This window comes from Ruegeria sp. BHSA118 (assembly GCF_059613405.1).
On sequence record NZ_JBXWSM010000019.1, the window covers coordinates 34,961 to 61,479 of the forward strand.

General features: G+C 53.5%; 26 protein-coding genes and 2 pseudogenes. 8 read left to right on the forward strand and 20 right to left on the reverse strand.

Translation table 11 applies throughout. The annotated features are described in order from the left end of the window. Positions 1 to 15 precede the first annotated feature (15 nt). From AC2FNN_RS08175 to pobA, 6 genes are read right to left on the reverse strand one after another with little or no spacing between them, the layout of a single operon-like run. Positions 16 to 876 (reverse strand): 3-oxoadipate:acetyl-CoA acetyltransferase, encoded by an 861-nt coding sequence (locus tag AC2FNN_RS08175; protein ID WP_496757805.1) that lies wholly within the window; start codon positions 874 to 876, stop codon positions 16 to 18. Positions 877 to 928: 52 nt separating this feature from the next. Beyond that, on the reverse strand, positions 929 to 1,549 hold the full coding sequence (pcaG, locus tag AC2FNN_RS08180) for a protocatechuate 3,4-dioxygenase subunit alpha (protein WP_496757807.1): 621 nt from the start codon (positions 1,547 to 1,549) through the stop codon (positions 929 to 931). Further along, the gene (gene pcaH, locus AC2FNN_RS08185; protein WP_496757808.1) at positions 1,549 to 2,277 is read right to left on the reverse strand and encodes a protocatechuate 3,4-dioxygenase subunit beta; all 729 of its coding nucleotides are present in this window, start codon (positions 2,275 to 2,277) and stop codon (positions 1,549 to 1,551) included. Before pcaH ends, pcaG begins: the two co-directional genes overlap by 1 nt. Before the next feature lie 47 nt (positions 2,278 to 2,324). Further along, positions 2,325 to 2,702, reverse strand: coding sequence for a 4-carboxymuconolactone decarboxylase (pcaC, locus tag AC2FNN_RS08190; protein WP_496757810.1), 378 nt, complete (start codon positions 2,700 to 2,702; stop codon positions 2,325 to 2,327). After that, entirely contained in the window at positions 2,699 to 3,484 is a 786-nt protein-coding gene (gene pcaD, locus AC2FNN_RS08195; RefSeq protein WP_496757811.1) for a 3-oxoadipate enol-lactonase, read from the reverse strand. The genes pcaC and pcaD overlap by 4 nt, the downstream gene beginning before the upstream one ends. After that, on the reverse strand, positions 3,484 to 4,653 hold the full coding sequence (gene pobA / locus AC2FNN_RS08200; RefSeq protein ID WP_496757813.1) for a 4-hydroxybenzoate 3-monooxygenase: 1,170 nt from the start codon (positions 4,651 to 4,653) through the stop codon (positions 3,484 to 3,486). The genes pcaD and pobA overlap by 1 nt, the downstream gene beginning before the upstream one ends. A 99-nt stretch (positions 4,654 to 4,752) precedes the next feature. Here pobA and pcaQ point away from each other — a divergent pair, with 99 nt between their 5' ends. Next, on the forward strand, positions 4,753 to 5,676 hold the full coding sequence (pcaQ, locus tag AC2FNN_RS08205; protein WP_496757814.1) for a pca operon transcription factor PcaQ: 924 nt from the start codon (positions 4,753 to 4,755) through the stop codon (positions 5,674 to 5,676). Here pcaQ and AC2FNN_RS08210 read toward each other — a convergent pair. From AC2FNN_RS08210 to AC2FNN_RS08265, 12 genes are all read right to left on the reverse strand, one after another. Then, the gene (locus AC2FNN_RS08210) at positions 5,673 to 6,956 is read right to left on the reverse strand and encodes a flavin-dependent oxidoreductase (RefSeq protein WP_496757815.1); all 1,284 of its coding nucleotides are present in this window, start codon (positions 6,954 to 6,956) and stop codon (positions 5,673 to 5,675) included. The genes pcaQ and AC2FNN_RS08210 overlap by 4 nt on opposite strands. A gap of 70 nt (positions 6,957 to 7,026) precedes the next feature. Continuing rightward, positions 7,027 to 8,556: an acyl-CoA dehydrogenase family protein gene (locus tag AC2FNN_RS08215; protein WP_496757817.1), complete on the reverse strand. Its 1,530-nt coding sequence runs from the start codon at positions 8,554 to 8,556 to the stop codon at positions 7,027 to 7,029. A gap of 99 nt (positions 8,557 to 8,655) precedes the next feature. After that, positions 8,656 to 9,120 carry a DUF3237 domain-containing protein gene (locus AC2FNN_RS08220; protein ID WP_496757818.1) on the reverse strand — a complete coding sequence of 155 codons (465 nt, stop codon included), beginning with the start codon at positions 9,118 to 9,120 and terminating at the stop codon, positions 8,656 to 8,658. Further along, the gene (locus tag AC2FNN_RS08225) at positions 9,120 to 9,992 is read right to left on the reverse strand and encodes an amidohydrolase family protein (protein WP_496757820.1); all 873 of its coding nucleotides are present in this window, start codon (positions 9,990 to 9,992) and stop codon (positions 9,120 to 9,122) included. The genes AC2FNN_RS08220 and AC2FNN_RS08225 overlap by 1 nt, the downstream gene beginning before the upstream one ends. Positions 9,993 to 10,007: 15 nt before the next feature. Further along, positions 10,008 to 11,825 carry a feruloyl-CoA synthase gene (locus AC2FNN_RS08230; protein WP_496757821.1) on the reverse strand — a complete coding sequence of 606 codons (1,818 nt, stop codon included), beginning with the start codon at positions 11,823 to 11,825 and terminating at the stop codon, positions 10,008 to 10,010. A gap of 11 nt (positions 11,826 to 11,836) precedes the next feature. Further along, positions 11,837 to 12,310 (reverse strand): MarR family winged helix-turn-helix transcriptional regulator, encoded by a 474-nt coding sequence (locus tag AC2FNN_RS08235; protein WP_496757823.1) that lies wholly within the window; start codon positions 12,308 to 12,310, stop codon positions 11,837 to 11,839. A 4-nt stretch (positions 12,311 to 12,314) separates the two neighbouring features. Next, a complete protein-coding gene (locus tag AC2FNN_RS08240) occupies positions 12,315 to 13,082 on the reverse strand; it encodes a crotonase/enoyl-CoA hydratase family protein (RefSeq protein WP_496757824.1) in 768 nt (255 codons plus the stop codon). Positions 13,083 to 13,092: 10 nt separating this feature from the next. Further along, positions 13,093 to 13,857: an SDR family NAD(P)-dependent oxidoreductase gene (locus tag AC2FNN_RS08245; RefSeq protein WP_496757826.1), complete on the reverse strand. Its 765-nt coding sequence runs from the start codon at positions 13,855 to 13,857 to the stop codon at positions 13,093 to 13,095. 90 nt (positions 13,858 to 13,947) lie between these two features. After that, positions 13,948 to 15,261 carry a TRAP transporter large permease gene (locus AC2FNN_RS08250; protein WP_496757827.1) on the reverse strand — a complete coding sequence of 438 codons (1,314 nt, stop codon included), beginning with the start codon at positions 15,259 to 15,261 and terminating at the stop codon, positions 13,948 to 13,950. Further along, positions 15,258 to 15,842: a TRAP transporter small permease gene (locus AC2FNN_RS08255; protein ID WP_496757829.1), complete on the reverse strand. Its 585-nt coding sequence runs from the start codon at positions 15,840 to 15,842 to the stop codon at positions 15,258 to 15,260. The genes AC2FNN_RS08250 and AC2FNN_RS08255 overlap by 4 nt, the downstream gene beginning before the upstream one ends. A gap of 56 nt (positions 15,843 to 15,898) precedes the next feature. Further along, positions 15,899 to 16,936 (reverse strand): TRAP transporter substrate-binding protein, encoded by a 1,038-nt coding sequence (locus AC2FNN_RS08260; RefSeq protein WP_496757830.1) that lies wholly within the window; start codon positions 16,934 to 16,936, stop codon positions 15,899 to 15,901. A 432-nt stretch (positions 16,937 to 17,368) separates the two neighbouring features. Beyond that, positions 17,369 to 17,797 carry a MarR family winged helix-turn-helix transcriptional regulator gene (locus tag AC2FNN_RS08265; protein ID WP_496757831.1) on the reverse strand — a complete coding sequence of 143 codons (429 nt, stop codon included), beginning with the start codon at positions 17,795 to 17,797 and terminating at the stop codon, positions 17,369 to 17,371. A 159-nt stretch (positions 17,798 to 17,956) separates the two neighbouring features. On the opposite strand from AC2FNN_RS08265, the gene AC2FNN_RS08270 reads away from it, so the two are divergent. After that, positions 17,957 to 19,855 (forward strand): FAD-dependent monooxygenase, encoded by a 1,899-nt coding sequence (locus AC2FNN_RS08270; RefSeq protein ID WP_496757833.1) that lies wholly within the window; start codon positions 17,957 to 17,959, stop codon positions 19,853 to 19,855. 371 nt (positions 19,856 to 20,226) lie between these two features. Here the strand turns inward: AC2FNN_RS08270 and AC2FNN_RS08275 are convergent, their stop codons facing one another. Continuing rightward, positions 20,227 to 20,481, reverse strand: a complete 255-nt coding sequence (locus AC2FNN_RS08275; protein WP_496757835.1) for a transposase — start codon at positions 20,479 to 20,481, stop codon at positions 20,227 to 20,229. Between the two features lie 237 nt (positions 20,482 to 20,718). Between AC2FNN_RS08275 and AC2FNN_RS08280 the strand changes: the two genes are divergently transcribed. From AC2FNN_RS08280 to AC2FNN_RS08305, 6 genes and pseudogenes are all read left to right on the forward strand, one after another. Then, positions 20,719 to 21,666, forward strand: coding sequence for a response regulator (locus tag AC2FNN_RS08280; protein WP_496757837.1), 948 nt, complete (start codon positions 20,719 to 20,721; stop codon positions 21,664 to 21,666). Between the two features lie 66 nt (positions 21,667 to 21,732). After that, entirely contained in the window at positions 21,733 to 22,032 is a 300-nt protein-coding gene (locus tag AC2FNN_RS08285; RefSeq protein WP_496757838.1) for an Hpt domain-containing protein, read from the forward strand. A gap of 91 nt (positions 22,033 to 22,123) precedes the next feature. After that, positions 22,124 to 24,187, forward strand: a complete 2,064-nt coding sequence (locus AC2FNN_RS08290; protein ID WP_496757840.1) for an ATP-binding protein — start codon at positions 22,124 to 22,126, stop codon at positions 24,185 to 24,187. A 25-nt stretch (positions 24,188 to 24,212) separates the two neighbouring features. Beyond that, positions 24,213 to 24,587 (forward strand): response regulator, encoded by a 375-nt coding sequence (locus tag AC2FNN_RS08295; protein WP_496757841.1) that lies wholly within the window; start codon positions 24,213 to 24,215, stop codon positions 24,585 to 24,587. A gap of 170 nt (positions 24,588 to 24,757) precedes the next feature. Continuing rightward, positions 24,758 to 26,137 (forward strand): sensor histidine kinase, encoded by a 1,380-nt coding sequence (locus AC2FNN_RS08300; RefSeq protein WP_496757842.1) that lies wholly within the window; start codon positions 24,758 to 24,760, stop codon positions 26,135 to 26,137. A 3-nt stretch (positions 26,138 to 26,140) separates the two neighbouring features. After that, positions 26,141 to 26,269, forward strand: a pseudogene (locus AC2FNN_RS08305) (transposase); the annotation flags it as partial. Positions 26,270 to 26,429: 160 nt separating this feature from the next. Here AC2FNN_RS08305 and AC2FNN_RS08310 read toward each other — a convergent pair. Continuing rightward, positions 26,430 to 26,519, reverse strand: a pseudogene (locus AC2FNN_RS08310) (IS5/IS1182 family transposase); the annotation flags it as partial.

Sequence of the window (26,519 nt, forward strand, 5' to 3'; positions counted from 1 at the left end):
GGGCGGTCTTTCCAGTTATTTTTGACGATCGAATGATTGCACGATCTGGGGTGTTTTCAACCCCAGCATTTCACGGGCCTGTTGCCACGTTGCGACGGAGCGTTCGTATTTGTCACAGAGTTCGGCAGCCCGTTTGACGAGTGCAGCATTCGACGGGGCAAGTGTTTCGCGATCAAGGCGAACATTGTCCTCAAGACCCGTACGCGTATGCCCACCTGCCGCGATGGACCATTCATTCACGACGATCTGATTTGCCCCAATTCCTGCGGCACACCATTCAGCGTCGGGCGCACGGTCGGTCATGATCTTGACATAAAAATCAAAGACCTCCTTGTCGACCGGCATCGCGTTTTTTACGCCCATGACGAATTGAACGTAGAGTTTGCCGGGCAAAGAGCCGATTTTGTTCATGTGGATTGCCTGCAGAATGTGGCTTAAATCAAAGGCTTCGATTTCCGGGGTGATCTCGTATTTGTGCATCTCTGTTGATAGCCAGGCAACCAGATCAGGGCTGTTGGGATAGATACGTGTCGGAAAGTTGACCGAGCCAACCGACAAAGAGGCCATGTCCGGACGCAGGGGTAGCATTCCACCGCGCTCTTTTTCGGCACCTGAACGGCCACCGGTCGAAAACTGGATGATCATGCCTGGGCAATGCTTTTCCAGCCCTTCTTTGAGGCGCGCAAATTTTTCCGGGTCCGACGTGGGTGTCTGATCGTCATTACGCACATGTGCATGGGCAATGGTCGCCCCCGCTTCAAAAGCTTCGTGGGTGCTTTCAATCTGCTCTTCCACGGTGATTGGAACAGCCGGGTTGTTTTCCTTGCGTGGCAGTGAGCCGGTGATGGCGCAGCAGATGATGCAGGGCTTGGTCATGGTGGGCTTTCACTTTGGGTGCCCGCCAACCCATGGCTGGCGGGTAAATCAGTCAGACGTCGAAGAATACGGTTTCGTCTTCACCTTGCAGCTTGATGTCAAATCGATAGATGATCTGGCCATCACGCTCAGTACGTTTGGCCAATAGGGTGGCGCGGCGACGTTCCCATTCGATTATGTTGAGCACGGGATCTTCGGCATTGGCCTCTGCCTCATCTTCAAAATAGATGCGCGTGTTCAGACCGACATTGATCCCGCGCGCAACCACCCACAGGTTGATATGGGGAGCCTGGTGTCCAACGTTGCGGGCGCGAGTCCGGCCCGGTTTGACCGTGTCAAAGGCCCATTCACCAGTTTCAAAGTCGGTTATGACACGGCCCCATCCGCGAAAGCCGTCTTCGACGTCTCCTTCGTCTTCCGGGTGGGCGTGGATCCCGTCGGCATTGGCTTGCCAAGCTTCCAGCAAAACGTCTTTGATCGGGGAACCGGTGCCATCGATCACGACACCTTCGATGCGGATGCGTTCCCCTTTGGCATTGGGGCCGGCGATGTCCCATCCCAGTTCTTGCTTGTAGATGTCAAACCCAGCAGCGCCCGGCGCCAGTCCAATATGGACGTAAGGACCTGCAGTCTGGGACGGGGTCTCTTTCAGATAATTCAGTTCCTGAGGCATCAGTTCCCCTCCAGACGGTTTTCAAACAGGGTTGATCGGCGTCCACGAAGGATGATATCGAATTTGTAGGCAATGGTATCAAGCGGGATGGTTGAGTTCATATCCAGCGCGGCAACCAATTGCTCGATCGCATTCGGGTCGGGAATGGTGTTCACGATCGGGCATTTCGGGATCAGTGGATCTCCTTCAAAGTAACACTGTGTGATCAGGCGTTGCGCGAAACCGCTGCCGAAGATCGACATATGGATATGCGCGGGGCGCCAGCTGTTCACCCAGTTGCGCCAGGGATATGCCCCGGGTTTCACCGTTCGGAAATAATAGTAGCCATCTTGGTCCGTAATCGTGCGGCCACATCCCCCGAAATTTGGGTCGATCGGCGCCAGATAAGTATCTTTTTTGTGTCGATAGCGGCCACCCGCATTCGCCTGCCATATCTCGACCAGCGTATTCGGAACAGGGCGTCCGTTCTCATCCCGAACCCGGCCATGAAGGATGATCCGTTCACCAATCGCGCTCTCTCCGGGATGCGCGTAATTGTAGATCAGGTCGTTATCCAGCGGATCGACGTCATTGTGACCAAAGACCGGGCCGGTGATTTCACTGACCGAATTCTGCAAGGAAATCAGTGAATACTGCGGTGAGCGCGCGACGCTGGTTTTATAATCCTTGGTGTAGGCGGGCGGGTGCCATTCTCGGTCTCTTTGGTAGAATTCGCCAGGCTTGTTCATCGGCGGTTCTCCTCCTTGGGCTGGGATGTTCAGCTCGTTTCCCAGTGTTATTCGTTTTCCATCTCTTGATAAGTCTGTTTGGCAAGCTTCAGGGCATGATTGGCGCGCGGAACGCCGGCATAGATCGCGACATGCTGAAACGCTTCCAGAACATCCTGCTTGCTTGTCCCTGTCCGGGCCGTCGCGCGGATGTGCATAGGGATTTCCTCAAAATTCCCTAGCGCTGCCAGCAAGGCGAGCGTCAGCATCGACCGTTCGCGATCACTGATGCCGTCCGAAGCCCAAACGGTCCCCCATGCGCCTTCGGTGATCAAAGCTTGGAAGGGTTGGTCAAATTCGGTCTTGCTATTCTCGGCGCGATCAACATGCGTATCTCCAAGGATACTGCGGCGTACGGCCATACCTTTTTCGAAACGGTCGCTCATAGACATGTCTCCTTCAGGAATGTGGTCAGGTGACCGGCAAAGGCCTCGGGTTGTTCCACGCAAGGCAGATGACCTGCGTTTTCGATTTCGACAAAACGGGAATCTGGCACAAGCTGCGTCGTAGCGCGGACAAGCTCAGACGGGCTGGCCCCATCTTCTCGGCCACCAATTCCCAGCACCGGCACCCTTAATGTGGATGTTGTTTCAGACAAGTCCGTTCCGGCGATCGCCGCGCAGCAGCCGATATACCCTTCAACCGGCGTTCTAATCAGCATGTTGCGCCAGGCCTCTGCTTCCGCAGTTGCAAGGAAATCCATTGCAAACCAGCGGTCCAGAATGGCATCGGCAAGGCTTTCGATCCCGCTCATGCGGATGGCGCTGATACGATCCTGCCACATTTGAGCTTCGCCCATTTTGGTGGCCGTGTTCGATAGAACCAGTGCCTTGATCCTCTGGGGTCTTTGCGCTGCAAGGGATTGGCCTATCATACCGCCGATAGACAGCCCGACAAACACGCAGGTCGAGACTTCCAGATAGTCCAGCAATGCATCTGTATCATTCGTCAGATCCGCCATACTGTATGGGGCAGGTGGGCAACTGGACGAACCATGTCCACGCTTGTCAAATCGGATGATCCGCAGACCCTTCGGAAGACGCGACACGATCTTGTCCCAAAGACGCAAATCTGTACCCAACGAGTTTGCAAAGACAATGGGCAAACCATCCGGATCCCCATCCTCTTTCCAGTGCAAGCGCACAGTATTGAGGTCAGCCATTAACATCAGTAGGGCAGTCCAACATAGTTCTGGGCAAAGACTGACTGGGCCTCGCGATTGTCACGCAAGAAATTGACATCTGCCTGCTGCATTTTCAGGTCAAACGCGTTCTGCTTTGGGAAACGATGCAACAGATTTGTCGTGGACCAACTGAACCGTTCGGCTTTCCAGATGCGGGCAAGGGCTTTTTCCGAGTATCTGTCAATGCCCTCGCTCTCGCCATCTTCGTAGAATTGACGCAACCCATTGTAGAGGTAGTGAATATCGCTGGCGGCCGTGTTCAACCCTTTGGCGCCTGTTGGAGGTACGATATGAGCGGCATCGCCGCACAAAAACAAACGTCCCCAGCGCATCGGTTCAGTAACGAAAGACCGAAGGGGCGCGATGGATTTTTCGATCGAGTCTCCGGTCACGAGTTGATCAGCGAATTCATCTGGTATGCGACGCTTTAGTTCCTCCCAAAACGCGGCATCCGTCCAATCATCGGGCGAATCCGAAAGCGAGCACTGAATGTAGTATCGGCTGAGGTTCTCGTTGCGCATCGAGCACAGTGCGAAGCCGCGATCAGAACCAGAATAGATCAGTTCTTCATGCACAGGAGGGGTTTCCGACAAAACGCCGAGCCAGCCAAAAGGATAAAGTTTTTCGTACTCTTTGCGGACGGTCAGGGGGATGGTCTGGCGGCTGACTCCGTGGAACCCGTCACAGCCTGCGATAAAATCGCAATCAAGCCGGTGTTCTGTGCCCTCAACGGAATAGGTCACATAAGGCGCGTCACCATCCGCACCATGAATACCGACGTTTTCAGAGTTAAAGACGATTTTGCCATCCATCGCCTCGCGGGCGTCATACAGGTCGCGAGTTACCTCGGTCTGGCCGTAGACGACGACATGTTTCCCGGTCAGTTCACTGAAATTGATACCAAACTGTGTGTCTTCGTATGTGATGACCGTTCCATCATGAATGAAACTTTCCTTGTCCATCCGATCGGATACACCCGCCTCGCGCATCAGGTCTACAAAGCCTGTTTCAAGAATACCTGCGCGAATGCGACCTAGGACATAGTCCTTGGTCTTCCGTTCAAGCACTACGGTGTCGATCCCTTTGCGGTGCAGCAACTGGCTGAGCAAAAGGCCAGACGGACCCCCTCCGACGATGGCGACCTGAGTGCGCATGAGCTCCTCCTCCTTCCCTGCTGAAACACATATTGATTGCCAAAGTTTGCAATGTAAAATGAAGATACGTTCGGTTTGGTTGTCGAAAGAGGAAAGTAAGTGATCGACAGGCGCATCAAGTTTCGCCACATTCAGTGTTTTGTTCAGATTTGTCGGGAACAAAGCCTCAAAGTTGCGGCCGAGAAACTGTTTCTGACCCAGCCAGCCATTTCAAAGACGCTGAAAGAGCTGGAAGAGATTATGGGTGCCACCCTGCTGGTGCGGAACCGATCAGGTGTGTCCCTAACAAGGCAGGGAGAGGTCTTTCTCCATTTCGCCGAAATGTCACTTGCAGCGATTCAGCAGGGTCTTACGGGTGTTGAACAGGTTGGGGCGCAGGGGAAAACACGATTGTCAGTCGGTGCGTTGCCTTCGGTTGCCGCGCGCCTGATGCCGGATGTGGCGACAGAGTTTGCGGAACTGGCGCCGCAGACAAGTCTGCGAATTATGGACGGCCCACATGGATATCTGGTTGAAAGATTGCGGCTGGGAGATTTGGATCTTGTGATTGGCCGCTTGGGTCAGGCGGATACGATGCAGGGGATTTCATTTACGCAGCTCTATGAAGAGCGGGTCGAATTTATCGTACGCGCCGGGCACCCGTTGCTGTCTAATCCCGATATAAATCGTATTGGCGAGTGGCAAGTGATCTATCCCCCGGAAGGTTCTGCCATTCGATCTCTGGTAGATAGGTTCCTTATTGCCCATGGTGTCGGCGAGATTGAGCAGCGTCTGGAGACCGTTTCGGGGGCCTTTGGGCGTGTGTACACACGCAGGACGGATGCGGTTTGGATTATCTCGGCAGGGGTCGTAGCGAACGAAATCGCGGATGGCCACCTGGTTGCTTTACCTTTCGAAACATCCATTACACGAGGCCCTGTGGGGTTGATGCATCGGCCGGATGACATTCTGTCACCGCAGGCTCAGGTGTTCAGCCTTGCAGTAAGCAACGTGCTGGATAGCTTAGGGTTGAAATCGAGTTAGCAGGGAACCTGGGCGCCCTCTGCAATGGTCCGAGGCGCATCATTCAATGCATCCCGTGCAAAACCAGCAGCGACCTTGTATTTGGCCATGAATGTAGCACGTTCAACCGCTGGGATCACGTCGTCGATGTTTTCGAAGTCTCCCCCACAGCGGTCATTGACCATGTTCAACAGCCCAAAAGGCCCGGCCCCACGATTGCGTAGGATCAATTGGGAAACGGGTTCGCACAGTGTTTTGTCATAGTCTGCAAGCGCGTCCAGGTTCAGGCCATGATCCAGGAATTTTGCGCCAAGTGTTCGCGCATCAATGATGGCTTGACTGGCCCCGTTCGAGCCGGTCGGATACATCGCGTGTGCTGCATAACCCATCAAGGCAACCGGACCGTCCACCCAGCTTGGGATAGGATCGCGATCGATCATCGGGTTTTCGTATGTTGCATCCGCATTGCGTATCAGTTCGGGCACGTCGAGCCAGTCATATCTCCAACTGTCAAAGTGATGGGCGAAATCCTCGGTGCCCACCTGTCTGAACCATCCGGTGGTCTCATGGGCGGTAGGATCATCATATGTGACCTCGGCAATCCAGTTGATCAGGGCCATCCCGGTTCTGGGATCAGGATGCGAGATCGGGTAGATCACCATCCGGTGCTTATGCGTGCCAAGCCCAACAAAGGATGAGCCCGTTCGTATGGGTTGCGCCAAGGTCGTCCCGCGCCACATGACTGCCCCGCCCCAATGGATCGGAGGTTGTTCGGGGTGCATCTGCGCCCGAATTGCTGAATGGATACCGTCCGCACCGATCAAAAGGGTTCCGGTTTCCCGGATTTCTCCGGCATCTGTCTTCAGTATGACCGTGACGCTTCCATCCGGGTTGATCTCGTATCCTGTGGCCCGTGCTCCCAGACGAACAGACGCGGCCCCAGCGCGTTCAACAAAACAGCGATACAGGGCCATGTGGAACTCGCCACGATGGACGGCATATTGGGGCCAATGGTACCCCGCATGGGTTCCACGAGGTTCGGCGTAGATCTCTTGTCCGTTAAGACCCAATAGAGCCCATTCTTGTGCGGGGACTCCAAACCGATCAAGATCTTCTGGTGCAATCCCAAGGTCAAACAGCTCACGCACCGCGTTGGGTTGTAGATTGATGCCGACGCCCAACGGTTTCAATGTGCGGACGCTTTCAAACACCACACATTCCACCCCGATCTGATGCAGGGTCAGCGCAAGAGAGAGTCCTCCAATTCCGCCGCCAGCGATGAGTACGCGTCGATCAGTCATGCTGCGTTAGCCTTTTCCGAGGTTTCGTCTGGTGAAAGCGTTTGGTTCCGCTGTTTATCGGCGCCAAGCGTCAACCGCAGATCCGTGCGATCCGTTCCGGGTCAGGATGGTGTTCCGCAGCGGAACACAAACGGGCACGCAGACAGGCCAGTAGGGTTTCGGTGGTCGCCTGCATGAATGAATGTGCAAGTGCGGATGGATCACCTCTAGACAGCTCTGCACGGCCCTGTCGCCAGCTTTCATAAGTTAAAGTGATATTGGGAGATTGCCATCTAGCGCTCTCTTTCTCAACAAATGCTTCAAAGGCATCACCTGCCGGTCCTTGGGCGAGTCGTGTTGCCAGCATGCGCGCATGTATTCCGTTGGCCCCCTCATAGATTGCCGTGATCCGTGCATCGCGATAGGTCTGTTCGATCCGATACTCGCGCAGATAGCCATAACCCCCTAAAACCTGCATTCCCAGTTCTGCAGCGCGCATTCCTGCCTCGGTGCAATAGACCTTGGCAACGGGCGTAAAAAACTCGACCAGGTCAGGATTGCTGCCATCTTCCAGCGTGACGAAGGCAAGATGCGCCATTGCTCGACCGCTGATTGCCAGCCAGTCAATTTCGTCCAGCATGCGGCGCACGTCTGCGTGTTGCTCCAATGTGACCTGAGCCCCGTCTGAACCCCGCCCCTGAATGCGTTCGGCTGCATAGCTGCTGGCTATGTCATAGGCGCGCGCGGCTTGGGCAACCCCTTGCAAGGCAACATCCGCGCGGGCGTGGTTCATCATCGTGAACATTGCCGTCAGGCCCTGACCTTCTTGCCCGATCAACTCAGCCTGTGCCTCGTCGAACGCCAACTGACAGGTGGGAGAGGCGTGAAGCCCCATTTTCTCTTCAATCCGGGTCACGCTGATCGCATTTCGGCTGCCATCGGGCAGGGTGCAGGGGCAAAGAAACAGCGACAAGCCTTTGACACCATCATCAGAGGTGCGCGCAAGAACCAGATGTAGAATCCGCTTGCTGATGTCCTGATCCCCGCCCGAAATAAAGATCTTCTCGCCCGTGATAGACCAGCCGTCGTTACTTTGTTCCGCTTTGCATCGTACGCGTGAAAGGTCAGATCCCGCACCGGGCTCGGTCAGGCACATCGTCGCCAGCGTTTCCCCCGAGGCCAGCGGCGGCAAGTGGAGGTCTTTCTGATCTTCGGTCCCAAAACGCAGGAGCGTTCGCACCGCACCGGGGACAAGACCCGTCACCATCTGAAGGCTGTGATTTGCACCGGAAAAGATTTCGGATGTGATCGCCAGCATCAGCGCGCCCATGCCCTGACCGCCATAGGCTTCGGGTGCGGTCAACGACGGCCAACCCTGTTCGGCATAGGCGGCGTAGGCGGCAGCAAACCCATCTGGCATCGACACGCGACCGTCTCGCAGCGTGCATCCCTGCGTATCACCGGGTTCGTCTAAGGGTGCGATTTCGCCTTCGGCGAAAGCTGCAAAATGCGCCCCGATCTCGGCGGCAAATTCGCTGTCCCAGTCTGCCAAGGCGTCCGTCCCGGCAATGTGGTTGAGCGAGAACAAAATGTCTTCAAGAGGGGCCTGGAATGGTTTCATTCGGTGTCTCCAATGCGGAAGAACGACTGGTATCATTCATCCTGGGATGGGACCCGGACTGCTGTTCCCATCCTCTTGATTTCGGTGGCGTTGGGTGGGTTAGCAAACTCTGTAATAGGCGATTTCCACGGCATCAGACCTGCGGAGGCCAGAACAGACGAATAGGGCGTGGTTCACCCAGCGGTATCGTTCGTCGCCCGTTTCCAATCGCGCGGCAGTGCGCATGTAATACAGTGAAGGATCCACATCCTCACCCTTGGCAAGGCGGTCCATGACTTCGGCTGGTCCGTGCCGCGTGCCGATATTGACGATTTCGATCACTGCGCCATCCGTGGTACGCAGGGCATATCGCGTGTCCAAGTGGGTTGCGCCGTCTTCGAATATCGTTTGCCAGTCAGCGCCGAGGTTTAGAACGTCACCTGTAATGTCAGGTCCCAGCGCCGCACCCCCAACAATTGGGATGATGCGGCGTTGACCAGCCCGTCCCTGCCCAAGCAAAAGGGGGGAGGACAGCTCGACCCGAAGAGTAAAGCTATGTTCAAGAGTAGGGGCGGGGATCTGCATTAGTCCATCAGCCCCAGCAGGCGTGCGGCATTGTTCTTGATAATGTCCTCGCGCAGGTGGTCCTTGATGTCGATTGTTTCGAAATCAGCCAACCAGCGTTCCGGTGTGATCATTGGCCAGTCAGAGCCGAACAGAACCTTTTTCCTAAGGATCGAATTGCAATACCGCACGAGGATAGGGGGGAAGTATTTTGGCGACCAGCCCGACAGGTCGATATAAACGTTGGGCTTGTGCTGCGCGACTGACAGCGCCTCTTCCTGCCAGGGGAAGGACGGGTGCGCCATAATGATCTTCATGTCCGGGAAGTCGACGGCAACATCGTCAAGAAACATGGGGTGCGAGAATTTCAGGCGCATTCCATTGCCCCCAGGCATGCCGCTGCCGACACCGGTCTGCCCGGTGTGGAACAGGCCAATGCAACCATGCTCTGCCAACAATTCATAAAACGGATATGCCATACGGTCATTTGGATAAAAGCCCTGCATCGTCGGGTGAAATTTGAACCCCTTGATGCCGTGGTCTTCGATCAAGCGGCGGGCTTCCCGCACCGCCATTTTGCCTTTCCAAGGGTCAATTGATGCAAAGGGGATCAGGATATCGCTGTTGCGGCTTACCTGCTCAAGCACCTCGTCATTCGAAAAGCGGCGATAGCCGGTTTCGCGTTCGGCATCGACCGGAAAGATCACCGCTGCAACGTTCTGCGCGCGAAAATGAGCTGCGGTTTCATCGATGGTCGGTTGCACGATCTTGGCGTTGAAGTATTTCGCCATGGCCGCTTGCAGGTCATCATAACCATCGTCGCTGTGGCACCCGCATGGTTCTTCGGCATGCGTATGAATATCGATTGCGCGAACTTTGGAGATATCAACCATATCTGTGTTCCTTTCTTAAATCGCAACTGTCGCTGGATCAGCATTGTCGTACAGCCGTTCCAAAAGGTCCTTTCGTCGTGTAAGTACCTTGCGAAAATTGAGGTTTCCCTTGGCCGTCATCTCGCCTTCGGGCATCGAGGCGGGTTCACTCAGAACGATTGCGCGCGAGATCAGCGTCGAACTGCCCGAGATTTCCCGTGCCCGTTCAGCGAGACGACGATGGATTTCCCCTTGCAGCAATTTGCAGACATAGGCGCCATCCTGATCTTTCACATCAAACCCTTCGCGTTTCAGCGCGGCCACATCCGGGAAAATCATCACGCCGATCTGATCCCGGTCGGCTCCAGTTATCACCAGATCGGTCGCCAGCGGCGCAAGGCAGGTCAGCATATCCATACGCAACTGGGCTGCACGGACCCATGTACCGGTCAACAGCTTGAAGTCTTCTGAAATGCGGCCGTCAAACTTCATGCCCTTGTTGACGTCATTCTTGTCGATGAACTGCATTGCATCGCCAGTGATAAAGAAACCTTCTTCGTCAAAAGCGTCTTTGGTCTTGTCAGGTGCTTTGAAATACCCCGGCATCAGGTTCGGGCCTTTGACCCGCATTTCACAACGCATGTCTTCATCGGGGATGAGTTTGAGCGTCACACCGTTCATAGGCACGCCAACAATGCCAGATCGATCGATTGGTTCGCTTTGCATCATAGTGGCGGGGGCTGTTTCGGTTAGCCCCCAGGACGATGTCATCAGGGGAATTTCACCTTTGACCTCCATGGCCATGTTCTCGAAGCCCGTCCAGATTTCCTGTGGCAGAGACGCGCCGGCGTAGAACACAAGATCAAGATCCTGGAAAAAACGTTGGCGCAGATCGATATCGTTCTGTAGCGCACCCAGCAACATGGAATACCCGACAGGGACGTTAAAGCTGAGTGTTCCTGTTACCATCGACAGGTTTTCAAGCGTTCGGTCAAACAGGCCTTTGACCGGTTTGCCATCGTCGATATAAATGCTGCCACCGTTGGCGAGCATCATGTTGAAGTTGTGCGATCCACCAAACACATGATTCCACGGCAGCCAATCGACGACGCGCGGCGGCCGGGTGCGCAAAAAGGGTAGGGCGTCTGCCAGCATGGTCTGGTTGACACACATCATGCGTTGCGTGGTCATGACGCCTTTGGGTGCCGAGGTTGATCCACTGGTCATCAGGATCTTGGCCACACTTTCAGGGCCGACCTTGGCGTAGGCGGCTTCCAGATCAACGCCTGTATCACCCTTCAGCAGGTCCTCGAACGGAGTCACTTTGGGTTTTTGTCCCGTGCGCGAGGCGACAATCTCGATACCGTCGAGCGCATCCAGAGCCAGTGCTTCGCCATATTGATCCGCATCGATGACATAAGCCATCTTTGGGCCCACCAGCTCGATCGCGTGGCGCAATCGACCATGCGCCCCGTGGATCAGCGAATATTGTTCGGCCACCGGCGCTGTAGGTATGCCGACATATTGTGCTGCCAGTGACAACAGCCCGTGGTCAACACCGTTGCCCGACATGATGATGATCGGGGTGTCAGGACCCATGCCGCGCGCAAGTAGTGCGCTCGCGATTGCGCGGACTTTCTGCAAGGTGCCGGCATAGCTTTCCTCGCGCCAACCTGCGCCGCTGCGTTCCGCGATGAAGGTGCGTTCCGGAACCTTTTCGGCCCAGTCATGCAGCCAGACGCCGGTCTTTTCGACCACCGGGCCCAATGCATAGTTGGAACGCAACAGAATGGTTCCGTCGGCCCGGTCTTCGCGAGCAACCGAGTGGGCCAGAAACTCTGAGGTGCGTTTCAATTTCCTGTCTCCTATCTGGATTTCTCGATCGCTTTCATCGCGGCCAAAACAGTGTCGAGTGTGTCTTGATCGATACCGCGCAACAGCTGTTGTTCATGTGCAGAAACTGCGGCAATTGCCTTGTCATAAAGCTGCCGACCGGCCAGCGTCGCCTTGAGAGCGTAGGCGCGGCGGTCAGTCGGCACGCGGTCGCGCACGATCAACTCGCGGCGTTCCAGCTCGTCGATGATAACCACAAGGTTTGGGCGTTCGATGTCCATCGCATCAGCCAGCTGAGACTGGCGCAGGCCGGGGTTGTCCACGATCATGACCAGCGCGGTGTAGGTCAATATACGCAGATCAAACGGCTTTAGCGTTCGGGTTAGATCGTTTTGGACAACGTTGAAGGCGCGTTTCATGTGGTAGCCGACAAAGCCACGCAACGTGCTATCGTCGACGTCTATGACGTCAGCGGCTTCAGTTGTGGAAGATACGGGTTTTTTCATCGTCCTACCTGAAGTTTGGGGCGCGTTTTTCAAGGAAAGCCTTTAAGCCCTCCTGTGCGTCGGGAGTGGTTTGTGAGAGGGCAGCGGCAAGAGATTCTGTGTACAGCCCATCGGCCTGAGACATGTCGTTGATCCGGGCGATCGACTGAACCATCAGATAGTTTGACAAGGGGGCGTTGCGGGAAATCTTACCGGCCAGTGTTCGCGCCAACTCCATCGCCGTTCCATCTGCGACCGAGTAATGCGCCAGACCCAATGAAAGCCCTTCGTCCGCGCCGTATTTGCGACCGGTGAGCATCATCTCAGTCATGCGATCCGGCCCTAACAGGCGACCAACGCGCGCCGTGGCGCCACCGCCAACAAAGATACCACGCCGACCCTCGGGAAGCTGAAAAATGGTGGATGCTTCTGCAATTCTAACATGTGTGGACGCGGCCATCTCCAAGCCGCCACCGATGACAGCGCCGAACATTGCCGAGACTGTGATCAGCCCCCCAAACTGGATCTTCTCCATGACGGTATGCCAGTGGCGCGAATGATGCAGGTTGTCTTCGGCGGAGCGGTGGACATGCTCTGACAAATCCAGACCCGAACAATAATGGCCCTCCACGCCAGTCAGGATAACAACGCGAACATCTGCGGGTGGATCGAAGTAGAAGGCTTGTAGCGCCTCCAAAAGCTCTTCGCACATTGCATTGCGTTTGCCCGGACGGTTCATGGTCAAAGTCGCGATCGGGCCTTCGACCTGGATATCGAGAATGGGTTCAGACATTGTGGGATCCTTAACGAGGCGGCAGACGCACCGCGCCATCCAGACGTATTGTGGTTCCGTTCAGGAACGGATTTTCAACGATTTGTTCGGCCAGCAACGCGAATTCATCGGGTTCACCTAGGCGGGAGGGAAAGGGAATGTTCGCAGTGATTTTTGCTGCGATATCCTCGGGCAGACCCTCCATCATCGGAGTGTGGAATAATCCTGGTGCTATCGCCATGACGCGAATGCCGTTTTGGGCAAACTCGCGTGCTGCGGGTAGACACATCGAGGCAATCGCGCCTTTCGACGCTGCATAGGCTGCTTGGCCCAATTGACCATCTTGCCATGCAACCGAGGCGGTATTGATGATCACGCCACGTTCGCCGTCGGATAGCGGTTCCAAATCGACCATGTGTTTGGCCGCATGGCTCATGACGTTGTAGGTGCCGAACAGGTTCACGCGCAGAGTTTTCTCAAAGACATCGAATGAGAGTTTCCCTTCACGCCCAACTATGCGTGCGGCCATGCCAACACCGGCACAACTGACCGCGATGCGAGGCGCGGAGCCTAGGGTCCTGGTGACTGTGTCAAACGAAGCGGCAACTGCGGCTTCATCGGCAACATCCGTTTGTACGGCAACACCATCAATCTCCTGCGCGACCTGGCGAGCCGCTTCGATGTTGAAATCCAGGATGGCAACCTTTGCGCCCTGGGCAGCAAAACGGCGCGCGGTGGCGGCTCCCAGACCGCTACCACCCCCGGTGACCAGAGCAACCTTTCCGCTTAAGTGCATGAGGGAACCTCCATTTTTGTATGATCAATCATTGTTCTGTCTCATATCTATTTTTGGATAGACGGCGCACCGTCTACTGAGTTGTTTCGTTTATGGAATTAGAAAGAGCGTGATGGCGGGGAAAAGCACCAAAATGATGACCCGGACAATGTCAGAAGTGACGAACCACATTACAGCCTTGTAGGTTTCTACCATCGGGGTGCTGCGATCCATTGCGTTGATGATAAAGAGGTTCATACCGACTGGAGGCGTGATTAGTCCGACCTCCACAACAATTAGAACCAATATCCCAAACCAAATGGCGACATGTTCGGGACTCATCCCAAAATCTAGAACGCTGATGACCGGAAAGAAGATCGGGATCGTCAGCAGAATCATTGAAAGGCTGTCCATCAGGCAGCCAAAGACCAGGTAGAACGCCAGGATCAGGGTTAGTACCATCCATGGGCTCAGACCCAGGCCAACTACCCAGTTAGAAAGCTCCTGAGGCACCTGTGTCAACGCAAGGAAGCTGTTGTAAAGGCCCGCGCCCAACACAATGAAAAAGATCATTGCGGTGCTGGTTGCCGTAGCAATGATGCTTTCCACAAAGACTTTCCAGTTCAGATTGCCCGAGACTAGAGCGATCAACCCTGTGCCCGCAGCCCCTACTGCAGCGCCTTCTGTGGGTGTAAACCAACCCAGATAGATTCCTCCCACCACAAGGCCGAATACCAAAAGTACAGGCCATACATCCAAAAGCGCGCGCATGCGCTCTGCATATGGGATGGCCTCACGCGTTCCAGCAGTGTCAGGGTAAAGCCGGACGTAAATTGAGATTGTAATTATGTAGCCGATCGCGGCCAGAATGCCCGGTACAAAGGCTGCAAGGAACAGCTTTGCGATGTTTTGTTCTGTCAGGATTGCGTAGATTACAAGGATCACTGATGGCGGGATGAGAATCCCCAGGGTACCACCGGCCGCCAGAGTCGCAGTCGAGAAACCACCGGAATAACCATACCGACGAAGCTCTGGCAGGGCGACCCGGCTCATGGTTGCGGCCGTCGCCAGCGATGATCCACAAATTGCACCAAATCCCGCGCATGCACCGACTGCCGCCATCGCAACGCCACCCTTGCGATGCCCAAGCCAGCTTTCGGCCGCTTTGAACAGGGCCGACGACATGCCGGAAAGGGTGGCAAACTGGCCCATCAACAAAAACATCGGGATGATGGTCAGCGAGTAGCTGGAAAATGTCGAATACGTTTCCGTCTTAAGCTTGGCCATGAACATATTGGTTCCGCCCATGGCAAAAAAAAGTCCGCCGATACCGCATAGAAACATCGCAAGGCCAATCGGCGCGCGCAGAAAAATCATAGTCAGAAGGATTGGAAAGGACAGGTAGCCCAATTCAAGCATGCTCAATGGACTGCCTCCCCGGCATAAGGAAGTATGTGGCGCCCGGTGACCAATTCAACGACTCGCGCGATTGCGCAGTAGATGGCAACCATTGACGCGACGACAGCAGCGAGGAAGCTCAGCCCATACGCCCACCACACCGGGAATTGCAAAAGGAAGGTGGTTTCACCGTAGGCCATCTTGCTTTCCATTCCGACGTACAAACGCCAAGTAATAAGAACGATCACGGCTGTGAGGACCAATTCCCAAAATGTAATGAGGGCCTTGTTTGCTTTGGTCGGAAGTGCGTTTGTGAATACATCGACCGTCGCGTGACTGCTGTAGAGCTGGCATATCGGCAAGAAAGCAAAGATCGAAAAGGCGACACCGGCTTCCACTAGCTCAAAGTCGCCGTTTAGTGGACCAACGCCTGTCGCAATTAATGCACTGGCAGCAGAGTCAGAGATGGATTTCAAAAACTCTGAATGACCAAGCGTATTCAGCCCGCGTCCGATGACGCTGACGCATGTCAACACGACCAACAGGGTTAGGACCAGTCCACCTGTGATGGCCATGAAGCGCGCCAAGCGTTCCATCAATCTCTGCATGATGATCTCCGGGTAAGGGTCCCCAGAGCTTTAGATCGCTCTGGGGAGGAAGTCGCTTAGTTCGAGTGTTGCTCGATCAGTTCAAGCGCTCGGGAACGGAGGCCAGTACCGTCCATTCCCTTTTCGTCCATTTCGGCAATCCAGGCATCAGTGGTGGGCTGCGCGGCAGCTTTCCACTCGGCAACCTGTTCTGGCGACAACGTTATTATGTTGTTTCCGCGATCCACGGCCTGCTGTCTTGGGCCTTCGTCGTCCATTTGCATCTGTTTGCCAGCAAATGCCGAGAACTCAAGGCCTGAGTTTGCATCAATGATTGCTTTCAGGTCGTCAGGCAGAGCATCCCAGCGGTCCTTGTTCATCGCGAAGATAAAGGTCGTGGTGTAAAGCGAGTCATCACCAAATGTGGTGTGGTTGTCGACCAGCTCATTCACTTTTAGGGCACCGGTGACCTCCCAAGGGATGACCGTGGCGTCGATTACCCCTTTGGACAGTGCTTCAGGAACCGCGGGGACGGGCATGCCGACCGGCGTCGCCCCCAACGAGCCAAACATACCATTGGTCACGCGCGTCGGTGCGCGAAGTTTGACGCCGTTCAAGTCTCCTACGCTTTCAATTGGCTTCTTTGAGTGGATCAAACCTGGTCCATGCACCCAGAGACCAAGAACCTTCAATTGCTTGAAGTCTTCATCCATCATCGTCTCTTCCGCCAATTCCCAATACGCACGGGACATGGCTTCGGCATTTGTCATGGTAAAGGGCAGTTCAAATACTTCGGTGCGCGGGAATCGACCCGGCGTGTATCCCGCAACAGTCCACACGATGTCCGCCACTCCGTCGATGGCCTGATCAATCAGTTCAGGGGGTTTTCCGCCGAGCTGCATGGCCGGGAAGCGCTGGATTTCGATGCGCCCGTCGGATTCGGCTTCGATCTTATCCGCCCAGACATCGAGAATGTTTTTGGGAACATTTGCCTGTGCCGGCAGGAATTGATGCATGCGCAAAGTAACGTCAGCCGCGAATGCACTCGTGGTCACGGCGCTAAAGGCAATTGCTGCTACCGCAGTCTTGAGAATGGTTCTGCGAGTGTTCTTCATGGTCTCCTCCCTTGATGACCTCAAAGCCGTTGTGTCATCGACAGCAATTGGCCTCTATAATGGTTATATCGCATAATAATATGCGTCTAGATTTTTCGTTCTTTCGGTTCTTGCCGGTGGCATAGGTTGGGATGTAGTGAGTCTGATGCTTGTGCGTTTCAATGAATTTGCATTGCTTTTTGTATGACTATTAGGCGCCGGGTAAGCCGGTACTAAAACTGCTTAGATCTCCACCCAATCCCGCGCAGACAGCAAGCTATGCCCGCAACAAGAACTCCTCCAGAATGGAGTTTGCCTGCACAAACCCAAAAGGTAAATTGATGATTTATAGGTTATAGTTTCCAATTTTGGAAACTATAACGTTGCCTTCTGTGGGGTGATCGGGATATGAAATTGGCTCACTAAGTGCAGCATCAGCTTCAATTTGGCGATTTAGGCCTTATCTTCCCGCAGGGCGGTTTCAATCAACTTTAAAAATACACCACGGCTTACGTCATCCAGCCCGTCCAAAATGTCATTTTGAAGACTGCTTACGACTGGAAGAGCCTTTTGAAAAAGCTCGTTACCTGCTTCTGTCAGTCGCACTTCGCGTGCACGTCGATCTTTGGTGCTTACTGTGCGTACCACCAATCCTTTCTTCTCAAGCCGATCGATTACGCCGCCGATGGTGGCGCGATCATATGCAATGAGAGTCGCGATCTGGGCCTGATCCAATCCGGGCACTGAGCGAATGGCGTCCATTGCCGAAAACTGGACAGGCGTTAGATCCAATCCTTCTTGTTGAAGTTTGGACGCAAAAACCTGTGTGGACTTTTGGTGCAAACGCCGGATCAGGTGTCCGGCCATGCGAGTCGCTTTCATAGAGGCCTCAAAGGTTGGGTCTTCTGGTTTCGGCAGTCTCCGGCAGATACACGTAGGATGCAATAAGATATGTATGCATATTATTCTTGCGTCCATTATTTAATAAGTATACATACTACTTTGAACTTTCGCTCGACATGCACAGTAAGGGGGATGGCGATGCAATTTTATCTGGACGGCTTTCGTGGTGGTGACCCAGACATAAAAAATGCGTCGCACAGGCGGCGAGACAGGTCAGAACACGCTCCTCTACCCGAAAAAGTTGATGTTCTTGTCGCTGGAGCCGGACCTGCAGGATTGTGCCTGGCGGCGCAGTTGTCGCAGTTTCCCGAAATCGAAACCATGATTGTGGAACGTGATCCGTGTAATATCAACAAAGGTAAAGCCGACGGCATCAATATCCGCACCATGGAAATGTTTAAGGCCTTTGGAATTGCCGAGACAATCAAGCGAGAAAGTTACTGGGTCAATCAAACCAGCTTCTGGATGCCTGATCCTGAGAAGCCAGAAAACATCAAGCGCATAGGGCGTGTTCAGGACGTGGCGGATGACTCGTCGGAAATGCCCCATATCCTGATAAATCAAGCGCGCTTGCATCAGTTGTTTTTGAATGTGATGGCAAATTCGCCATCCCGATTGGCACCAGACTACAGCTGGTCTGTAAAAGACGTGCAAATCGATACGAGCATCGATGACTACCCGGTTACCGTCACGCTAGAAGATACAGGTGTAGATTGGGGACAAACCCGCAAGGTGCGCGCAAAATACGTTGTCGGCTGCGATGGAGCGCGATCCAACGTGCGCCGTGCCATAGGTGGGAAACTGAACGGTGACGCGGCGCATCAAGCCTGGGGTGTTATGGATATACTGGCGAATACGGACTTTCCGGATGTGCGTCAGAAATGTTTGATCACTTCAGCGCGTGAGGGAAACATACTCATCCTGCCACGCGAAGGTGGTTATCTTTTCCGCATGTATGTCGAGTTGGAAAAGTTGCGAGAAGATGAGCGGGTGGCCGAACGAGGTTTTGATGAGGCAGACATGATCGCGGCGGCCAATCGGATCATGAACCCTTACACAGTCGATGTGAAAGAAGTCGTCTGGTGGTCCATATACGAGATTGGCCATCGCATAACCGACCGGTTTGATGATGTCCCCGAGACCGAAGCTGAAACACGAACCCCACGTGTCTTTACGGCTGGGGACGCGTGCCACACTCATAGCCCCAAAGCCGGTCAGGGGATGAACGTGTCAATGCAAGATGCTTTCAACCTCGGCTGGAAGCTGGCGCATGTGTTGCAGGGGCGTAGTGCTCCTAGCTTGCTGCATTCCTATTCCGCCGAACGTTGGGTCGAAGCAAAGCGATTGGTTGAAACCGATCACGCATGGGCCCGCATCATGTCAGCACCACCAGGTCAAAGTGAGCTCGACAACGGTGATGAGCCTCGTTTTGTTCGGGCCTTCAAAGAGAACCTTGAGTTCACGGGTGGTCTGGCTGTGAAATATGACCAATCCAAGCTTATAGGAGCACCGACCCACCAAGCTCTTGCCGCGGGTCAGGTGATTGGAAAAAGGTTCCATTCTGCTCCAGTGGTGCGGATGTCGGATGCCAAACAAATGCAACTGGGTCACGTTGCCTTGGCGGACGGCCGGTGGCGGATCTATGCGTTCGCTGGCCGCGATCACGAGCCCATCTACCAACTTGCCGAATGGATGGAGCAGAACGAGGAATCGCCTGTCACGAAGTACACCCGTCCGGAAGAAGACGTCGATGCCCTGATCGACCTGCGCGTGGTATTTCAGGAAACCTTTGACCAACTTACCTACGAGGATATGCCATCGCAGCTTAAGCCTGCAAAAGGCAAACTTGGGTTGCAGGATCACGAGAAGGTTTTTTGTGTCGATCACAAAGGGCAGGGTGACATCTACGAAATGCGTGCGATCAATCGCGTTGATGGGTGCACTATAATCGTGCGTCCCGACCAATATGTCGCCAATGTCCTACCTCTAGCAGACTGGGATTCTCTAGCTCGTTTCTTTGACGAGATTTACCGTTAGACACCACGCAATGGGGAACTTTCGACACGGCGACAATCGGTTGTCTCCACGCTCGCCCGGTTCTGTCGCAATTTCCCTTGAAGGACAAAAAGACAACCCTTCTTCCCGATAGAGCCGGAACAGTTTCTTGTGGTCCACTTCAAAGCCTTCCCTCGCCAGCAAGATGCCCAAACGGCGATGCCCAAACCGACGTCGTTCATTCGCCAGTTCGCACAGCCGCTTGCGCAGGGCATCATCGCCTTGGTCCCGCTTCTTGTACTGGAAAACTGACCTGTGAAGATCAGCCAGCTCACACGCCCGGCGCTCAGACAGGCCATGCCGATCCATCACATCCGACACGGCACGTCGCTTCACATCAGGCGTCGGTAGTTTTATGTCGCGAGAACCTTGAGCGCCGTGTTGTCCAGCATGGCATCCGCCAGCATCCGTTTCAGACGATTGTTCTCGTCTTTCAGCGCACGCAACTTCTTCGCATCCGACACATTCATGCCACCGAACTTTGCTTTGTATTTGTAAAACGTGGCATCGCTGATCCCGTATCTGCGGCACAGCTCCTGAGCGTTCACGCCTGCCTCGTATTCCTTGATCATTCCAATGATCAGTTCGTCAGAAAATCTGCGTTTCATAGTCCATCCATTGTTTGGACGGATTACTAACACCTCGATGGCCTGAATTCAGAGGGCTGGGTCATCTGTCATGCTGGATATCGCCCTTCTTCATAGAGATACGTCCCTTAACTTTTTGGGTGTCTTCAAATGGAATTTTCAAACTTTCGTCTACAATCCGCTTGACCAGGCGATCGTATAGTTTTTCTATCTATGCGGGAAGGTTTTTTCTTAATCTCCGCATAGCATGTGAGCAATATGAAGATTTTGGTTATTGATGACGAACCATTGTTTTGCGAATTGATTTCGGCTGAACTTGCTGCATGCGGGTTTGAAGACGTTCGCGCAGTGAACTCCGGAGCTGCCGCGATTTCGCTGGTGAGAGAAATTTCCGACCCATTCGACTGTATACTTCTGGATATTGATATGCCCGGCATGGATGGCATTGAGCTATGCCGCCTTCTGAGAGTTGAGCCCAGTACAACTGATCTTCCGATCGTAATGGTTACAGCGCGGTCCGAAGTCGAAAGTGTGGACAGGGCGTTTGCCGCTGGTGCCACCGATTACCTTACTAAGCCAATCGATCGGCGTGAACTGCAAGGGCGCATGACAATGGCTTCGGGTATGGCCCGCGAGCACGCCGCTCGCCGGGCCGCACTGACACGGAGTAGGTCAACAAATAAGTTATCTTTTGAAGAGTCGTTTCGGCTCCAGATAGAACATTCCAGCATGGATTACCTGGCCATGCAGAACTACGTTCTGAAGCTTGGAACTATGAAGCTGTTTAGTCTTGTCGCAATTGCGTTTCAGGTCATCAACGCGAGGCAGCTTTACCAAACTCTCGACAGCTCGGATTTTCAAGACACAATGTCTGACGTTGCCGAGGTGATCGCCGAAGCTTTGGCATTCAATGATGCGATTGTGTCCTACGTTGGTTCAGGTTTCTTTTTGGCATTGGTCAGCCGTATTCCAGAAGTTTCGGTCGAGGAGGTCACCTCTCAGATCGAAGTGAAGCTGCAAGACATGAACGAATGGTACGCCAACCTGGATCAGATGCCGGTTCTTATGAGAGTTGGAACGCCCTGTTCCAGGGGAATTGTCAACCTGTCGTCGGCGACAGAGCTACTCGACATAGCTATGCAAAAAACAAAGGAATCCACGGCCGTACTGGGCGGGGTTGTTGCCGAAAGTTCAAACGTATGTTGAAGGCGCAGATGAGCATGGTGACATACGATGACAGTTAGGTCTGGAACCACTACTGGCGCGGGACAAATGAACGAAGTTCTCAGGCAACTACGTGCCAAATTCGTCATGTCGTGCCAAGAGCGGCTGGAAACTCTCTCTGCTGCCACAGAGGACCTGAAAGTTGATGCTGAAAACTCTGACGCTCTCGCTCGGGTTCGGCGAGAATGTCACAAGATCGCGGGTTTGGCCGGGTCGCTCGGGTTTGCCACCATTGGCGATCTAGCTGAGGAAATAGACATTGAGTTCAAAAAAAACCAACTTGCTTGGGCACAGATCGAGCCAAGGGCCCAAGAGTTGATGGCGCGCTTGGCAAATATCGAGGACTAGGCAACGCTTCTTCGAAACATGTTTTGAACGCACTTTGCAGAGTATCGCTCAAGGAAAAACTAAGTGCACTGCTATACGTTGGGAAGTCGCATTGAATACGCAACAAGAAACGCTGAGGAAACTAAAGCGAAAACAAAAGCGGACGTTGTCGCTGATTTACGCTGCGATTATCCTTCTTGGCTGTTTGAGCATTATTCTCATGGACAAGGCGATTACCGCGCAGAAACTTGAGGCAAAGCGGTCCGCTGTTCAACGGTCTCTCAATCTGACCACGTTTCGCTTGGAGCGGCTTATCGAAAGCTACAGCCACATGTCGCGTAGTCTTGCTGTGGCGCAGTTGACCGAGACTGGAGTAAAATTTCAGACTTTGGCCCAGTTACTGCGCGATAACAATCCAAGCATCGTCAACATAGCGCGATCGCAGGATTTTGTTATTACGGATGTGCACCCGGTCGAACCGAACCGGGCCCTTCTTGGATACGATTACCGCGACAATCCCCAGCAACTGGCCACGGTGCAGCGCGCGTTGGACAGCCAGGAAACGGTGATCGTCGGTCCGATTACTCTGCTTCAGGGTGGGCTGGGACTTTTATTGCGAAATGCCCAACCCGGGCCAAACAACGTGGTCGGGAATGTCGCCCTCGATTTCAACCGGCTTCTGGCTGAAGCCGGAATGGAAGCTGAGCCAGGTGATTACGCGTCGTCGGCGCGAACCGAGATTGCGGAATTGGGCACTCAGATCGTTTTTGGTACCGAAACCGTATGGTCGGCTGCCCCGGTACTGGCCGAAGTTGAGCTGGGGGATGTCAGGTTGGAGTTGGCCAAAGCACCCGCGGGCGGTTGGATGCCAGATACGGCGCATCGTCCGGTGTTGATGCTCACAACAGCTGTTCTGGTTATGATTGCTTTGTTTGGAGTTAACTATGCGCGACGGCTGATCGTGGAACGGTCGGACGCCAGACGGCGACTTGTCGATGCAATCAACTCGATTAATGACGGGTTCGTCATTTTCGACAGACAGGACAGATTGCTTTTGTGCAATCAGAAATACCGTGATTTCTTCAACGTTTCCAGCCACCTTATCGAACCCGGGACAACTTTCGAAACAATCCTTCGCGACGAGGTCAGGCAGGGCCAGTACCCAGAAGCAAAAGGGCGCGAAGAGGAATGGATAACAGAACGACTTGAGCTTCATGCCAATCCCAATGCCCAAACTGAAATCGAACTTGCCAACGGAAGCTGGCTAAAAGTTTCAGAATCTCGAATGAGAGACGGGAGCACCGTCGGGATTCGCGCAGACATCACTGAACTGAAAAAAGCGCTGCAAGCAGCAGAAGAAGCGATTGGTACCAAGACCGATTTCATCAACAACATGAACCACGAGCTGCGCGCGCCTTTGACTGTCATTTTGGGATACATTTCATTTTTTCGAAAAGTCGATTTGTATCCACAGTACCAAGCCTTGAAAAATGCGATTGGTACCGATGCGAAGCTGTCGCGATTGTTGGATGATTTCACGGGTGTAATCGTCAGTCAGGCTACAAAGTCCGAAGCTTCCGGAAAGCACCTGCTTGGCTTAATAAATTCTGTTCTGGATTGGGCCAAGTTGAGCTCAGGCAACGTTGAACTAAACTTGGAAACCGTACAACTCGGCACACTCTTGACCGAATTGAGCGAAGAGCTGGGTCCTACAGCCGAAAAGAAAGGGCTTCGGCTGGAGGTTCGGGTTGAGCCGGTTTCGATTGAGGGAGACCCGTTGCGCCTGAGGCAGATTTTCGTCAACTTGCTCAGCAACAGCATAAAGTTCACAGACAAAGGATATGTCGCCGTTTCCGTCGTACAGGATGGTACCTCGGTTGTGGTCTCAGTCAAAGACAGTGGACGTGGTATACCGGACGATCAGTTAAACCTGATATTTGATCGTTTCATCCAAGTAAACGCAAATCAGAAAGCCCAGACAGGAACAGGGCTTGGCCTTACGATTACAAAAGACTTGGTCCAGTTGCATGGTGGTCAGATTACGGTGTCCAGCACTTACGGTGTAGGCAGTACGTTTCAAGTCAGGTTCGAGAAGGATATTCCTTCTTCCCGTGAGGCAGAAAATACCGTTGCTGAGAAGTCCGATGTTGTTGAAATTGGCACCCAACCTGTTTGAATAAAAGGTATTTGCAATGAGTCTCATGAAAAAAGTGGTACATGTAGACGACGATGAAGACATTCTGACTATCACCCGTATGTCGTTGGAGCTCGTCGGCGACTTTGAAGTCATCCAGTTTAGCTCTGCAAAAGATGCATTGAATAATCTGATGAGCCTGCAACCCGATCTTTTCCTTTTGGATGTGATGATGCCGGACATGGATGGGCCCGAGCTTCTTTGCGAGCTGCGAAAGCGCCCGGAATTCCGAGATACACCTGTCGTGTTTATGACAGCAAAAGCTGAATCCAGCATTCAGAGCACACCCTGCGGAGAAAGGGCTTTGGCGTATATAACGAAACCGTTCGACCCCTTCGAACTTCCAGAACAATTGAAGTCCTTGCTTGAGAACGGGGTTTGAATTTCAACTGCTTTCCAAACGCTTAGAATGTTCTCGCTTCCTAAATTGTCGTGGTGTCACGTAGATATGTTTTTGTTGCTTTCAAATGGCGATTCTCTACCATAAAGAGTGTTCTAATGGTGCGTAGTGCCTAAAAAGTGCATGCTTTGAGAAATTAGGGGGGTTTTGACTTGAGCAGTCCGCCTGAGTCTGAAACGGGTGGCGTGGTCAAATCTGAAGTGTCGCCTTTGATGCGGCAAATGATCGACTATTGTCAGGTTGGCATAGATCTGACAGGGCAGCGGTTGCTCATTTTCGCAGCCGCTCTCGCACTTGCGGCATACTACTATGATGAGAAATTTGCGGGAATCCTGCTGGTGCTGGTAATCGCATCGGAACTCTATGACTATTGGCTTTTCAACAAGGTGACGTCGCAAGAAAACACAGATCGTCGGGCAGCCAGACGTCTTTTGCCCTGGCTTTATCTGAGCACACTTCTCAGCACATCATTGATCATCGCATACTCTGTCGGAATTGCATTTATTCAAGGACCGACAAGCCATTTCATGGCTTCATTCTTTCTTTTTGCAGCAGCCCTTTTTGCAGCGATGCACAGCCACTATATCCTGCACGTTCTGGTAACCCGCCTATTATGCTTCGGAGCTGCCTTTCTGTTCATACCGATCAGGGATATCGTGATTACAGATGCCCCCATTCAATCGGAGCTCTGGGCACATCTATTCACAAGCATCTTTGTTCTTACATTTATCGTCGACAGTTCGTTGGGTTACCTCAGGATTTACCGACAGCGCGCTGCACAGTTCGACCTGCTTCAGGAAGAACATGAAAAATCAAAAATGGCCTACAAAGCGAAATCTGAATTCATTTCAACAATGAGCCATGAACTCAGGACACCGCTGACATCAATCCGGGGGGCAGTTGGCCTCGCCCGGTCAGGCAAGCTGGGTGAGTTGCCGGAAAAAGTAGCCGATGTTCTGGATGTCGCCAACCGCAACTGCATCAAGCTTCTAAAGCTTGTAGACGAAATTTTGGATCTTCAAAGCGTTGAGTCCGGTCTCATGAAGTACGCGCACGAGTTGCTCGACATACGTCAGGTTGTTTCCGACGCAGTTGAAGACACAAGATCCTTTGCTGTCGAGCGTGCTGTGTCCATTAGGTCGACCCTGCCGGATCAAGCGATAGTTGTGCGCGGCGACAAACACAGGCTTCAACAAGTTTTCGAGAATATATTATCAAATGCCATTAAGTTTTCGCCTGCCAAAAGCGAAGTTCTGATCTCGGTGGAGATTGAAGACACCAGGGTCAAAGTATTGTTCCGAGACGAGGGAATAGGCTTGTCCGAACAGGACCACGAAAAGGTGTTTGACCGTTTCACACAGGTGGATTCATCAGATACTCGGAAAATCGGAGGCACCGGCCTGGGCATGAACATTTCCAGGCAAATCATGAGTGCGCATGACGGCAGCATCAGTTACAAAAAGAATGACGGCCCAGGAACCACTTTCCACGTCGAGCTGGAGCGCGCCGTCAATAGCTCAGGACTTCGTTAGGCGCGTTTTGAGCCCTTCTTGCCGAAGTCTCAGGGCAAACCCCGCGCCGGTGACCGGCGGGTGTTGACCGGGATTATCTTCATTAATCGCAATGGTTTGCGCTGGCGCGATGTGCCGAAGGAATATGGCCCGCACAGTTGAAGGGGACCGTGGCCCCAGTGGGGCCGCGCAGCCCTTCCACATCCAAAAGAAATCAGAGCTATAGCCCACGGCAAAGGGCTCAGGCCAATGAGTTTTTCAGCAAGATCTCTGCACAAGCTGCATTTGCTAACTAGGCTCCAGACTCATTGATTTACACCCAAAACAAGATGGTAGCCGCGAGTGCGATTGCTGATAGGAAGACCTTCGGGCATCTGTCATATCGGGTGGCAACCCGCCGCCA

Excerpts from the sequence above, each read along its gene's own strand:
- AC2FNN_RS08175 (WP_496757805.1), bottom strand. The coding sequence starts at position 876 with ATGACCAAGCCCTGCATCATCTGCTGCGCCATCACCGGCTCACTGCCA.
- pcaG (WP_496757807.1), bottom strand. The coding sequence starts at position 1,549 with ATGCCTCAGGAACTGAATTATCTGAAAGAGACCCCGTCCCAGACTGCA.
- pcaH (WP_496757808.1), bottom strand. The coding sequence starts at position 2,277 with ATGAACAAGCCTGGCGAATTCTACCAAAGAGACCGAGAATGGCACCCG.
- pcaC (WP_496757810.1), bottom strand. The coding sequence starts at position 2,702 with ATGAGCGACCGTTTCGAAAAAGGTATGGCCGTACGCCGCAGTATCCTT.
- pcaD (WP_496757811.1), bottom strand. The coding sequence starts at position 3,484 with ATGTTAATGGCTGACCTCAATACTGTGCGCTTGCACTGGAAAGAGGAT.
- pobA (WP_496757813.1), bottom strand. The coding sequence starts at position 4,653 with ATGCGCACTCAGGTCGCCATCGTCGGAGGGGGTCCGTCTGGCCTTTTG.
- AC2FNN_RS08210 (WP_496757815.1), bottom strand. The coding sequence starts at position 6,956 with ATGACTGATCGACGCGTACTCATCGCTGGCGGCGGAATTGGAGGACTC.
- AC2FNN_RS08215 (WP_496757817.1), bottom strand. The coding sequence starts at position 8,556 with ATGAAACCATTCCAGGCCCCTCTTGAAGACATTTTGTTCTCGCTCAAC.
- AC2FNN_RS08220 (WP_496757818.1), bottom strand. The coding sequence starts at position 9,120 with ATGCAGATCCCCGCCCCTACTCTTGAACATAGCTTTACTCTTCGGGTC.
- AC2FNN_RS08225 (WP_496757820.1), bottom strand. The coding sequence starts at position 9,992 with ATGGTTGATATCTCCAAAGTTCGCGCAATCGATATTCATACGCATGCC.
- AC2FNN_RS08235 (WP_496757823.1), bottom strand. The coding sequence starts at position 12,310 with ATGAAAAAACCCGTATCTTCCACAACTGAAGCCGCTGACGTCATAGAC.
- AC2FNN_RS08240 (WP_496757824.1), bottom strand. The coding sequence starts at position 13,082 with ATGTCTGAACCCATTCTCGATATCCAGGTCGAAGGCCCGATCGCGACT.
- AC2FNN_RS08245 (WP_496757826.1), bottom strand. The coding sequence starts at position 13,857 with ATGCACTTAAGCGGAAAGGTTGCTCTGGTCACCGGGGGTGGTAGCGGT.
- AC2FNN_RS08255 (WP_496757829.1), bottom strand. The coding sequence starts at position 15,842 with ATGCAGAGATTGATGGAACGCTTGGCGCGCTTCATGGCCATCACAGGT.
- AC2FNN_RS08260 (WP_496757830.1), bottom strand. The coding sequence starts at position 16,936 with ATGAAGAACACTCGCAGAACCATTCTCAAGACTGCGGTAGCAGCAATT.
- AC2FNN_RS08265 (WP_496757831.1), bottom strand. The coding sequence starts at position 17,797 with ATGAAAGCGACTCGCATGGCCGGACACCTGATCCGGCGTTTGCACCAA.
- AC2FNN_RS08270 (WP_496757833.1), top strand. The coding sequence starts at position 17,957 with ATGCAATTTTATCTGGACGGCTTTCGTGGTGGTGACCCAGACATAAAA.
- AC2FNN_RS08275 (WP_496757835.1), bottom strand. The coding sequence starts at position 20,481 with ATGAAACGCAGATTTTCTGACGAACTGATCATTGGAATGATCAAGGAA.
- AC2FNN_RS08280 (WP_496757837.1), top strand. The coding sequence starts at position 20,719 with ATGAAGATTTTGGTTATTGATGACGAACCATTGTTTTGCGAATTGATT.
- AC2FNN_RS08285 (WP_496757838.1), top strand. The coding sequence starts at position 21,733 with ATGAACGAAGTTCTCAGGCAACTACGTGCCAAATTCGTCATGTCGTGC.
- AC2FNN_RS08295 (WP_496757841.1), top strand. The coding sequence starts at position 24,213 with ATGAAAAAAGTGGTACATGTAGACGACGATGAAGACATTCTGACTATC.